Source organism: Thermomonas sp. (assembly GCF_029945965.1).
Taxonomy (GTDB): Bacteria; Pseudomonadota; Gammaproteobacteria; order Xanthomonadales; family Xanthomonadaceae; genus Thermomonas.
In genome coordinates this window covers 62110-74583 of the sequence record NZ_JAQSDO010000006.1, presented here as the reverse complement: position 1 = coordinate 74583, position 12474 = coordinate 62110, and the positions used below count along the sequence as shown (strand labels likewise).

The following is a 12474-nucleotide window of genomic DNA, read 5'->3' as shown; positions in this document are numbered from 1 at the left end:
AGGGTTTAAGCAGGCAGCTCGGGAACTTCGATGCCGCCCTGCCGAAGTGCCGTGATCAAGGGTTGCAGCTGGCGCGCATACGGCGCCCACTTCGGGCGTTCGCGACGCACAACGCCCTCGCGCACCTGGATGGAGCTGGCGGTGGCGATTGCGCGACCGCTGGATGCGGTGCTGCGCATGCCGTCTGTGTAGTCGATGCCGCAGAACGCTGCCACTTCACGCATCGTGCATTCCGGACTCGCGGTCAGCCGCGCGTAGTCCACATCGAGAATTCGCCCAGGAAACATTGCATGCCAATGCGCCATCAGGCGACGGTATTGCAGGAAGTAATCCGCCATGTCCTGCTGGCCGTAGGAATGAGGGTTGATTTCGGTAAACAATTCACGCAGGTTCGAGAAACAGGTTTCCACCGGGTCCCGCACCATGTGCAGGATCTTCGCTTGCGGCAAAGCCTGGCAAATGAAGCCGATATTCAGAAAATTCGATGGCTGCTTGTCGGCGAAAAAAGACTCGTCGCCCAGGCGCCAGGCCACACCTTCCTGATAACGTTGGCCGACTGCGCTGAAGTCGATTCCAGCTGCACGCTCGACAATCGTGAGATCAATCGGACCCCTGCAATAGTGATCGGCCGCATGCCGCATCGCGCTGCTGAAATCGTTCAACTCGCCCAGGCCAAGCAGCTGCGGGCTGGCGCTCAGCAACTGTTCCAGCAAGGTGGTGCCGGAGCGGTGCATGCCGACGATGAAGATCGGTGTCTTGGCTTTGACCTGCACCGCTGCGGCGCCGGGTTTTCCGGGCGCCCAAGCCATCAGTGCATCCATCAACTCGTGGTGCGCGGCGCGATCGTAATGCTCGGTCGATCGCCTAGCCTTGCAGAGCAGCTCCAAGGCCTGCCACGCCTCGTCATGCGCGCCGATGTCATCAAGCTCCTTGTGCAGGGCACGCGCCAAAGCCGATACATGGTCGGGATGCAAACCCGGCGTAGCCAGGAAGGACCGCAATTGGCTGACATGGTTCGATTCAGGCGTCTGCTTGTGAAGGCGCGACAACATCCACCAGGCAATCGGTATGCCCGGTTGGTGCGCCAGTGCCCAATTGATATCGGCGGCAGCATCGTTGATGCGCCCATGTGAGGCCAGCAACTGGCCCCTGACCAGACGGGCAGCCAGATCGTCAGGTGCCTTGGCGGTTGCTGCCTCCGCGCAGCGCAGGGCCAGGTCGAAATCGTTGAGATTGCTCAATTGCCTGGCGCATTCAACCAGCACGGCAACCGGCGTTCGCCCATCAGCCAACAGTTGCGCAACCAGGGCACGCATTTGCGGAATCGCGTTGAACGTCCGCAGGCGCTGAACGAGTGGAACCACTGCATCAAGCGAACTTGGCCCCGCCTTCGCCGCCCGCAATGCCCAATCATGGGCTACCCGGTAATGGCCTGACAGGGACTCTACATAGGAAAGCTCCAGCATGACCTCGACCGAATCCGGTACTAGGGCCAATGCGTCCAGCCAGTCCTTGCGTGCGGCATCCCAATTGCATGCTTCTGCCTGCTGTTGGGCGCGTTGGCTGATCTGTTCGAAAGTCGGTGAAACCATCGCGGCATGCTACACAAAAAAACCGGCCCTCTTGCGAGGGCCGGTTCTGTAGAACTACCAATGCACTGGTGATCTTTCGATCGCCAGAGTGCCGCTACTTACCAGTCGTAGGAAGCCGTGAACTGGACAGTACGCGGGGTCTGGCGACCCTGCGACAGCAAGTAGGTGTTGGAGACGCTGTACGGAGCCGACTCCGAGGTCACGCCAACCTGTAGTGGCTTGCCAGCGTTGAGCACATTGCGCACCTGCACACCGAGCGAGAACTTCTTGTCCAGGAAGTTCGGACGGTAGGTCAAGCCCAGGTCGATGGTCTTGGTCCACGGGTTGCGAATGGCGCCCGGGGAAGCGACCTGACCGAAGCAGGTGTGATAACTGGCGCCATAACCGATCGGGTCGGCAGCACCACTGCCCTCATCGATGCTGCCAGTCGGGTTGAAGAAGCCCAGGCAGCTGATCGGGCCGCCGGAGATGATGCGGACGTTGGCGCCGATCATCAGTTCGTCAGTGATCATGTAGCTACCACGCATCTTCAGCTGATGACGACGATCATTTGCCAGGTAACCACTGGCGTATCGCATGATCGCAGCCGCATCCCAGTCCTGGGTCTTGGAGATATTGTCCTGACCGAACTCGGACTTCACCTGGCCTTCATTGTTGCCGCGGCTCTTGCTGAAGGTGTAGTCGAAACGTGCTTCCCACTTACCGTCGAACGCGTGTTCCAGGTAGATGTCAAGACCGGTGTAATTACGCTTCATCTTGTCCGGGAAGCCCCAGTCGGTCGTCGAATTCATGGAGTATTCGGTACGGCCACCGGTCGGAACGCCATCTGCATTCACATTGGCAAAGCTGAAGGTGTTGGTGCCACCCGGGTTGAACATGTAGCAGTAGGCCACTTCGACCGGACCACCGGTGGCGCCCTGGGCAATGAACTTGCCACCAACCTGATTGATCACGGTCAGGCCTTTCGCGGCCATCAGGGTGTACGGGTCGCAGACGTCGTCCACCGAGGCCTTCAGGCTGCGACTGGTCAGCTTGGCACCCAACATCCAGTTCTCGGTCAGCATTTTTTCCATACCGAGGATGTATTCATCCTGGTACATGCTCTTGAGATCGGACGGTGCGAACGCCTTGACGTCGACCGGGGTGCCGTATTCGCCATTGGACGAGTACGGGCCGCTGCCGCCATCGGTGCGCGGAATCGGGGTCAGGCCGGTCGGCACACCGTTGGCGTCGATGCCGGTGTAGTTGAAGTATTCGCGGGTGTAGGTCGAAGCCGACGCACCACGAATGGCGACGTTGTTTGGCAGCGCCAGGAAGTAACGACCCGCGTTGCCGAAGATCTTCAACGAAGAGTCGCCATTCACGTCCCAGGAGAAGCCCAGACGCGGGGCCCACTGGTTCTTGGCGTCCAGGTAGGCTTCACCGGTATTGTTCTTGTTGGTGAAGCGGTCGTTGCGCAAGCCCATCGACAGCAGCAGGTTGTCAGTCACCTGCCAGCGGTCTTCCAGATAGAACGCCTTCTGTTCCAGACTCATGTTGGTCGCGGTGGAGAACCGATACTTGTAGACGTAGTAACCATCCGGGTTGCCCGTGACAATCGCACTGCCGACGTGGCCCGGAACAACGTTCTTGATGGTGCGACCGTAGATATAACGATCCACGTTCTGACCCTGGCCTTCGTTGATCGCCTCGAACTTGATGTTGTCAAGACCGGCGGTCAGCGTGTGGCTGCCGAGCACCCATTCCAAGTCAAGACGGAGACCATTGGTCTTGTCTTCCGAGTCCACCGAAGAGAAGCCCTGCTGAGCATTGATGCGCGGGGCACCGCCATTGTACGCTGGGTTTTGATTGGTGGAGCCGCTGATTAGCGGCAGGGTCGACGACGGGTTGATGACACTCGTCTTCAGGTCGCTACGGCCGTAGGTGGCGCTGAAGGTCAGGTTGTCGGTCAGATAGCCGGTGTACTTGCCGATGAGGTAATCGTGCTTCTGATTGAACGGGTCCGGAACGCCATTCTTCAATGCGCCGATGGTATCGGTTGTGAAGTAATAGTCGTAGCCCAGGCCATTTTGGTCCGTCTTCTCACGCAGGTAGGTCAGTTCCAGGAAATGGTTGTCGGTGATGTTCCAGTCAACCTTGGCATAGATCTTCGGGTTCGAGGTCTCAGTCGTGGTGTATGTGGTCTTCGCACCAGCACCAGCATTGACTGACTTGGACTGCTGATGGGTCTTGTCCCACTCGGCAGACGCAAAGATGAACAACCGGTCCTTGATGATCGGACCACCGGCATACACGCTGTAGGTCTCGTTCCAGGTGTCAGAGCCCTTGCCACGCGAGTAGATCTGGCCCGGCAGGGTCTTATTGGTGTAGCTGTACTGGCAAAGGTAGTCCGTCTCAATCATTGGAGGCGGTGTTGCCGGGTTGTCACAGGTGTGCGGCAGGTTCGGGTTGGCGTTGGCCGGCCCCAGATCGATATTCGGGTAGAACAGGTCGGGGCTGTGACCCCTCAGGCTCTTCGGCGTGTAGGTCACCTGGCCGCCGAACTTCCACTCATTGGTACCGCGCTTGCCGATCTGGCTGATCACGCCGCCGTCGGAACGACCGTACTTGGCGCTGTAGCCTCCGATGAAGGTTTCCTGCTGCTCGATCGCACCGAAGGGCAGCGAGAAGCCGCCGAGGTTGGAGAGCGGGTCACCTGTGAAGTAGCCATTGACGTAATAGGCGTTCTCGGACACACCGGAACCACCAAACGACACCAGGCCACCGAAGAAGCCAGCGGCGCCGGAGACGGCACCCGGGGCTAGCAATGCGACCGCTTCAGCCGAACGGGCCAACGGCAGACGCTCAAGCTGTTCGGAGGTGAGGATGCTGCGCGTGTCGACAGCCGTGGTGTCGATCAGCGGTGCGCCAGCAGTAGCACTGACCGTCACCGTACCGAGGGTGGTGGTGCCGCTGCCGAAGGAAGCGTCCGCACCTGCGCCAGCACGCACTGTCACAGTACGGGTGCCGACCACTTTGCCAGCGTTCTCGACGGTGACGGTGTAGTTACCGATCGGCAGCGCGCCGATGTTGTAACGACCAGCAGAATCGACCGTCACGGTGCGTGACATGCCGCTATCATTTTTAACAGTAACCGACGCGCCTTCACTGGCCGAGCCATAGATGGTACCGGTGGTGCTCTGAGCGTGGACGCCGCCTGCGAAGCACAGACCAAGCGCAACAGTAAGCGCGCTCCGCTTCAGGCCTTTGGCGAAATTATTAGATGTCATTGTGTGTAACCCCCATAGGGACAGTTGTGACCAAGATGTACATGCATGTATGTCGCGGCCGTGGGGCCTGACCCGCCGACTATAGACCAGACAACATTTCTTTAACAACCCCCTCACCCTAAATTCATGCGTCTGATTGCGTATTCAGTTTCAAATTCAACCATTCATCTGTATGTCGCACCGCAGCAAGGCTGCGATAGCGCCCTAAAGGGCTTTGCAGATACTCACCTGCAGCGCTGTCAACGCCTCCGGCATCCTGGTGCCGTATTCCTGCAAGTACTGGCCGATGCTGGCGAACTCGGCCTGCCATCCTGCCTGGTCCAAGCCAAAAAGTTTTTCGCGGGCTTCAGCGGACAGGTCCAGTCCGTCCAGATTCAGCTCTCCTTGCAGTGGCAACGCGCCGATCGGCGTGTCCTGGGCACCGGCCTTGCCCTCCACGCGCTTGATCATCCACTCCAGCACGCGCAGGTTGTCGCCGAAGCCGGGCCACAGGAACTTGCCATCGTCGCCCTTGCGGAACCAGTTGACGTGGAAGACCTTGGGCAGGTTCGCCCCGGGCTGATCGAATGACAGCCAGTGGCCGAAATAGTCGGCGAAGTTGTAGCCACAGAACGGCTTCATCGCCATCGGATCGCGACGCATTACGCCGACCGTGCCGGTGGCGGCAGCGGTGGTTTCCGAGCCCATCGCGGCGCCAACCAGCACGCCGTGGGTCCAGTCGCGCGCCTCGAATACCAGCGGCACCAGCGACGCACGCCGTCCGCCGAACACGATGGCGGAAATCGGCACGCCGTGCGGATCCTCGGCCATCGGTGACCAGCTAGGACATTGCCGGGCGGACACGGTGAAACGTGAGTTGGGGTGCGCGGCGGGACGCTTGGCCGCATCAAAAGGTTCACCACGCCAGTCGGTGACTGGAACCTGTCCGTTGTCGATGCCTTCCCACCACGGCTGATTGTCGGCGGTCACCCCGACATTGGTGAAGATGGTGTCGTGCTGGATGCTGGCCAGGGCATTCGGATTGGATTTCTCCGAGGTGCCAGGCGCGACGCCGAAGAACCCGGCTTCCGGATTGATCGCATACAGGCGGCCATCGGCGCCCGGGCGCATCCAGCAGATGTCGTCGCCGATTGTCCAGATCTTCCAGCCGTCGCGGCGGTAGCCTTCCGGCGGAATCAGCATCGCCAGGTTGGTCTTGCCACAGGCTGACGGAAATGCGGCAGCGATGTAGTGGATCTGTCCCTGCGGATTTTCCAGGCCCAGGATCAGCATGTGTTCGGCCATCCAGCCTTCGCTGCGCGCCTGGTGGCTGGCGATGCGCAGGGCGTGGCATTTCTTGCCGAGCAAGGCATTGCCGCCGTAGCCCGAGCCATACGACTTGATCGCGAGATCTTCCGGGAAATGCATGATGTAGCGACGGTTGGGGTCGAGCTCACCGATGGAATGCAGGCCCTTCACGAACGAACCCTCGCGTTCGATGCGGGCCAAGGCCGCGGCGCCCATGCGGGTCATGATGCGCATGTTGGCGACCACGTACGGGCTGTCGGTGATCTCCACCCCGCAACGCGACAGCGGTGAGTCGATCGGCCCCATGCAATACGGGACCACGTACATGGTGCGTCCGGCCATGCAGCCGTCGAACAGCGCGTCCATCTGCGCATGGCCATCGGCCGGCGACATCCAGTTGTTGTTCGGCCCGGCATCATCGCGCTCGGGCGTGCACACGAAGGTCAGGTGTTCGACGCGGGCCACGTCATCGGGATGCGAGCGATGCAGCCAGCTACGTGGATGCGTCTCAGGATTAAGCGGCAGCAAGGTGCCATCAGCCTGCATTTGCGCGATCAGGGCATCGTTCTCGGTGTCGCTGCCGTCGCACCATTGGATCTGTTCGGGGCAGGTCAGGCGGGCGACTTCCATCACCCATTGGTTAAGTGCATCCAGACTGCTGGCCATTGGTATTGCTCCATCGATATGGCAAGGAAAAAGGTTTGTGATTTTCGAAGTGATTTTCGAAGCTATTTTCGAAGCAATTCAACAGGCAATTCCCGAAACGCCTCACGGCGTCGGGATCAGGGTCTGCATGACGTGCTCGACGTAGGCCTCGAATTCTTCGTGCTGCAGGCGCGGCTGGCGCAGTTGCAGGCTGAGCTGCAGGAAGCCGACATAGGCCGCGTAGGCCAGCCGCGCGCGATGCTGGGCAGCGGTACGGCTTAGCCCGGCCTGGCGGAAACTTGCAGTGAGGTAATCCAGCCGGCGCTCCGAAACCCGGCCAATCACCGGGCTGACTGCCGGGTGATCGAGCGCTTTCAGCAACTCGCTATAGATAATGTGCGACTTGACTTCGTGCGCGACCACCAGGAACAGCGCGCGCAAGCGCTCACGCGGGTCGGTGACCTTCTCGAGCGTGCCGAAGACTTCCTCCTGCTCAATGGTTTCCCAACGATCCAGCGCCGCCTGCAACAAGGCGTCGCGGGATGGGAAATGCCAGTAGAAGCTGCCCTTGGTCACACCCAGGCGACGCGCCAGCGGCTCCACCGCCACCGAGGCCACGCCCGATTCGGCAATCTGGTCGAGGGCCTCGCGGGCCCAGTCTTCGGCGCTCAGACGCCCGTTACGCGAAACGGTTTCGGTCATGGGTGCAGTCTATCCGTACGCCGGGTGCCACGGGAGTATGCTGAGTATTAGCTCTTTTATGTCAGTTGACAGCATCAAGGCCGATCCCATACTTTGGCGTATGGTAAGCGACGCTGCAAACGTATGCAACGCCGCCAGATTACCTCCTTGTGGCCGTCGGAGTTCCTCATGAGCGTCATCCTGCCTCTTCTCGCCTTCATTGCCGCCGGCGCGTTTGCGGCCTATCACCGACTTCGGTTGGCGGTGTGGGCGGCACTCACCACAACGCTGCTGGTCGCGTGCTGGCTGCTCGGCGCCAATCTGGCCACCACGATCATCGCGGTAGTGCTGGTGATGTTGATCGCTGCGCCACTGCTGATCCCGCAGATCCGCAAGCCCTACATCACCACGCCGCTGCTGGGCTTTTACACCAAGTTGCTGCCGCCGCTGTCGGACACCGAACGCACCGCGCTGGAGGCCGGCACGGTCGGTTTCGAGGGCGAACTTTTCTCCGGCAAGCCTGATTGGGACCAGCTGCTCAACCTGCCAAAGCCCGTGCTGACCGCAGAGGAACAGGCGTTCCTCGATGGCCCGTGCGAAACCTTGTGCCGGATGACCGACGACTGGGACATCACCCATGTCCGCGCCGACCTGCCGCCGGAGCTGTGGGATTACATAAAGCGCAACAAATTCTTCGGCTTGAACATCCCGACCGAATACGGCGGCCTGGGGTTCTCGGCGCTGATGAACCACAAGGTCATCCAGAAGCTGGCCTCGCTGTCGGCCGTGGTCAGCTCGACCGTGGGCGTGCCGAACTCGCTCGGCCCGGCCGAAATGCTGATGCACTACGGCACCGACGAACAAAAGCAGCTGTACCTGCCGCGCCTGGCCGATGGCCGCGAGATCCCGTGCTTCGCCCTGACTGGCCCGTTCGCCGGTTCCGATGCGACCTCGATCCCGGACTACGGCATCGTCTGCATGGGCGACTGGAACGGCATCAACGTGCTCGGCATCCGCCTGACCTTGAACAAGCGTTACATCACGCTGGCGCCGGTCGCGACACTGATTGGTGTTGCCTTCCGCATGTACGACCCGGACGGCATGCTTGGTGACAAGCGCGACATCGGCATCTCGCTGGCACTGGTGCCGGCCAATACACCGGGGCTGGACATCGGCCGCCGCCACTTCCCGCTCAATTCGCCATTCCAGAATGGCCCGATCCACGGCAAGGACGTGTTCGTGCCGCTGTCGCAGCTGATCGGCGGCGAGGATTACGCCGGCAAGGGCTGGCAGATGCTGATGGAATTACTGTCGATCGGGCGCTCGATCACCCTGCCCTCCACCGCCAGCGGTGGTTCCAAGATGGGTGCGCTTGCGGTCGGCAGTTATGCGCGTATCCGCAAGCAGTTCGGCCTGTCGATCGGACGTTTCGAAGGCGTCGAGGAAGCACTCGCGCGTCTGGCTGGCAATGCCTATGCCTGCAGCGCATTGTCGGAAGCCACTGCAGCGGCAGTGCAACGTGGCGAAAATCCTGCAGTGCCGTCGACGATTGCCAAATACCACTGCACCGAAATGGGCCGCCGCGCATCGATGGATGCAATGGACATCCTCGGTGGCAAGGGCATTATTTTGGGCCCGCGCAACTTCGCCGGTCGTTCGTGGCAGGCTGCGCCGATCGCGATCACGGTTGAGGGCGCCAACATCATGACCCGCAGCCTGATGATCTTCGGCCAGGGCGCGATCCTGTGCCATCCGTGGGTCATGAAGGAAATGAAGTCGGCGCAGCTGGAAGACCCGAAGGCGCGCATCGACCAGTTCGACGTGGCCGTGTTCGGCCACATTGGCTTCGCCATTTCAAATGCCGTGCGCAGCTGGTGGTATGGCCTGACTGGCGCGCAGATCGGCAGTGCCCCTGGAGACAATGACACCCGCCGCTACTTCCGCAAGCTCAACCGCTATTCGGCGGCGCTGGCGGTAATGGCCGATACCTCGATGCTGCTGCTGGGTGGCAAGCTGAAATTCAAGGAGTCGCTGTCCGGTCGGCTTGGCGATGTGCTGAGCCAGTTGTACATCGTCAGCGCAATGCTCAAACGCCACCAGGATGCCGGCAACCCTGCCGGCGACCAGCCGATGCTGGCGTGGGCGATCCACGATGCGGTCAACAAGATCGAGACCGCGTTGTCCGGTGCGTTGCGCAACTTCCCGATCCGCCCGGTTGGCTGGTTGCTATGGGTAGTGATCTTTCCATGGGGTCGTCGCGCGCAGGCACCGAGCGACCGCCTGGGCCACAAGGTCGCATCGCTGCTGATGACGCCCTGCGATGCGCGCGAGCGCATGGCTGCCGGCCTGTACACCACGCCTGCAGACAACAACCCGGCGGGCCGCATCATCAGTTACCTGCCGAAGGTGATCATGGCCGAGCCGGTCGAGCGCAAGTTCCTCAAGGCGCTGAAGAACAGCGACATCGAAGCGCTCGAATTCGATGCCCAACTTGACGAAGGCGTGCGCGAAGGCTGGATCACCAGCGAGGAGCGCGTGCTGCTGGAAGAATTGCGCGCGATCACGCTGGATGCGATCACGGTGGATGATTTCGACCCGGAAGAATTGCGTTCGGCTGGCTACGCGACATTGCATGGTCGCGAGGACGCACGCGCAGCGGCTTAGTTTTTGCTGCGCAACGTCAGCCGCGAGATCTCCGGCGGCACGCCCAACCGCATCGGCAGGATGCTGGTACCGATGCCCGGACTGACGAACAGGCTGCGTCCGTTGATGGCGTATTTGCCCTTGAGCTGATACGAATACGGCTTGTACCGGGCCGGGGTCAACAGGCCAAATGGATTGATCTGGCCGCCATGGGTATGCCCGGCAATCGTCAGCGTGGCCTGCGCCGGAATGCGTGGCCACAGCGCTGGTTCATGGGTGATGACGATGACCGGCGCATCCGGCGGAATCATCGCGAAGGTCGCGCGTACGTCCGGGTGCCCCTCCAGCAGGTCGCCCAACCCGGCCAGCCAGAAATGGCAACTGCCCGCGTCGATCGGCAGCGCCATGTTGTCGATCATGTGCACGCCGGCTGCCGCGAATGCATGTGACACCATCGGGCCATCCTTCCACCAGTCGTGGTTGCCGAGCACGGCATAGACCCGCTTGCGTGCGGTCAGCGGCTTGAGATGTTCGGCGATTGTCTCGGCCGGAATATAGGTACCGGCCAGCACGCTCAGGATCACGTAGTCGCCTGTCATCAATACGATGTCGGAATCGCTGGCAGACAGCTTCGCAACGATGCGGTCAAGTTTGTCCAGCCCATTGCGCGGCGAGCCGGTGTGGGTATCACTGACCACATCGACCCGCAGGCCATCGCACGAGGCTGGCCAGTTCGACAACGGAAGCGTGTAATCGCGCTCTACCAGGCGTGCAGGCTCGACATAGAATCCGTCCACGCAAACCGCCAGGAAACCTGCCAACGCCAGCCATGCCACGCGTTGGTGCCAACCCCAGCGTTTCCAGCGCAGCATCAAGGGGCCGCGCGCCGATCCGGTGGGTGTTCGTCTGGCAATTTCTCCGCCTCTCGCAGCACCTTCCATGCACCCAGGGTCATGCCCCCGGCAACCAGCACGCCGACACCGAACACCGCGCTGGAACCAAACGCCGACAGCGCCTTGTGCACCCAGACGAAGGTGAGGTCGCCTCCGCGATAGATCACCGTGTCGATCGCCGCACCGGCCTTGTAGCGCCACTCGCGACCGACGCGGGTATAGATGGTTTCGCGTGCCGGCTTGGACAGCGAGAACTCGCTGGCGCGGGTCACCACCTGCACCACGGCCACCATCAGCGGCAACGGCGATGCAGCGAGCGCTGCATAGCCCAGCAGGATCGCGCCTGCCGGCACAAGCAATGCAGGGGAAATGCCGAAACGCGAAAGCAGTCCGCGGGTCACGAAGATTTGCACGAACAGCGCCAGCCCGTTCACCGCCAGATCGATATTGGCGTAATAGGCGGTCGCGAGCTGCGCATCCGGGTAGAGCCTGCGGACGATCGCCGCCTGTTCGTTGTAAAGCAGTGTTCCGACCCCGACACCAAACAAGGTCAGCACGGCCAGCCAGCGCAGCAAGGGTTCACGCGCGATCAGTTTCAGGCCGGCCAGCACGCTGCCGCCCATTGGTACCTCGCCGCTGACCAGCTTGCGCTCGGCCTCGCGGCGCACCGCATGCAGGCGCAGGCGCAACAGGCAGAACACGCAGATCGAGAGAAACCCCGCGGACACCAGCATCAAATTCGCGATGCCGATCCGTTCCACCAACGTTCGGGTCAAGGTCGGGCCGAGCATCGCGCCGAGCGTTCCAGCCGCACCGATGTAGCCGTAGTAGCGCTTGGCCTCAACGGTATCGAAGACATCGGCCATGAAGCTCCAGAACACCGCCACCGCAAACAAATTGAACACGGTCAGCCACAGGAAGAACGCCATGCCGCGACCGGGCATTGCGCTATGGAACGCGAGGTAGAACAGCAACAGGGTTGCAATGAAGGAGCCATACACCACCGGCAGGAATACCCGGCGCGGATAGCGGCTGACCAGTGCGCCGTAGACCGGCTGCAACACCAACATGATCACGAAGGTCATGCTGAACAGCACCTGCAGGCTCAGGTCCTTCAAAGGCATGCCGCGCGCCGCAAAGAATTCGATCATGGCCGGCGGGAACAGCGTCGCCATGTCGCTGGACGCGCCCATCGCTTCGCGCACAGGGCGCAGCACGTAATAGCCGCTGAGCAGACAAAAGAAATACAGGAACGACCACAGCAGCGCCGGCGATTCGCCGAACGCGGATTTGAAGCGGCCAATGCGGCCGGTTGTGGCGGCGGTGTCCGTCATCTTGGCCCGGTCGTTGCGCGGTGTTGCGCGGTGTTGGCAAAGGTAACCGCAGCGACCGGCATGCGCCACCGCCGCAATCTCCCTGAGTAGTCTCCCTGAATACTTCCACCGAGCATTTGCTCTAGCCATG

Annotated in this window: 7 protein-coding genes; 1 reads left to right on the top strand and 6 read right to left on the bottom strand. The window is 61.3% G+C overall.

Translation table 11 applies throughout. The features are described from left to right. Positions 1-5: 5 nt before the first annotated feature. The 4 genes from PSV05_RS01615 to PSV05_RS01600 all read right to left on the bottom strand — a co-directional run bounded on the left by PSV05_RS01615 (position 6) and on the right by PSV05_RS01600 (position 7495). Complete coding sequence (locus PSV05_RS01615; RefSeq protein WP_300060487.1) at positions 6-1592, bottom strand: tetratricopeptide repeat-containing sulfotransferase family protein; 1587 nt, start codon at positions 1590-1592, stop codon at positions 6-8. 98 nt (positions 1593-1690) lie between these two features. Then, positions 1691-4861 (bottom strand): TonB-dependent receptor, encoded by a 3171-nt coding sequence (locus PSV05_RS01610; RefSeq protein ID WP_300060485.1) that lies wholly within the window; start codon positions 4859-4861, stop codon positions 1691-1693. Between the two features lie 204 nt (positions 4862-5065). Next, positions 5066-6814 carry a phosphoenolpyruvate carboxykinase (GTP) gene (locus PSV05_RS01605; protein WP_300060482.1) on the bottom strand — a complete coding sequence of 583 codons (1749 nt, stop codon included), beginning with the start codon at positions 6812-6814 and terminating at the stop codon, positions 5066-5068. A gap of 102 nt (positions 6815-6916) precedes the next feature. Further along, positions 6917-7495 (bottom strand): TetR/AcrR family transcriptional regulator, encoded by a 579-nt coding sequence (locus PSV05_RS01600; RefSeq protein ID WP_300060479.1) that lies wholly within the window; start codon positions 7493-7495, stop codon positions 6917-6919. Between the two features lie 168 nt (positions 7496-7663). Here PSV05_RS01600 and PSV05_RS01595 point away from each other — a divergent pair, with 168 nt between their 5' ends. Then, complete coding sequence (locus PSV05_RS01595; RefSeq protein ID WP_300060476.1) at positions 7664-10138, top strand: acyl-CoA dehydrogenase; 2475 nt, start codon at positions 7664-7666, stop codon at positions 10136-10138. On the opposite strand, the gene PSV05_RS01590 is transcribed toward PSV05_RS01595, so the two are convergent. Both PSV05_RS01590 and PSV05_RS01585 read right to left on the bottom strand, forming a co-directional pair. Further along, on the bottom strand, positions 10135-10989 hold the full coding sequence (locus tag PSV05_RS01590; protein ID WP_300060473.1) for a metallophosphoesterase: 855 nt from the start codon (positions 10987-10989) through the stop codon (positions 10135-10137). The genes PSV05_RS01595 and PSV05_RS01590 overlap by 4 nt on opposite strands. Then, positions 10989-12344 carry an MFS transporter gene (locus PSV05_RS01585; RefSeq protein WP_300060470.1) on the bottom strand — a complete coding sequence of 452 codons (1356 nt, stop codon included), beginning with the start codon at positions 12342-12344 and terminating at the stop codon, positions 10989-10991. The genes PSV05_RS01590 and PSV05_RS01585 overlap by 1 nt, the downstream gene beginning before the upstream one ends. Between the last annotated feature and the right edge of the window lie 130 nt (positions 12345-12474).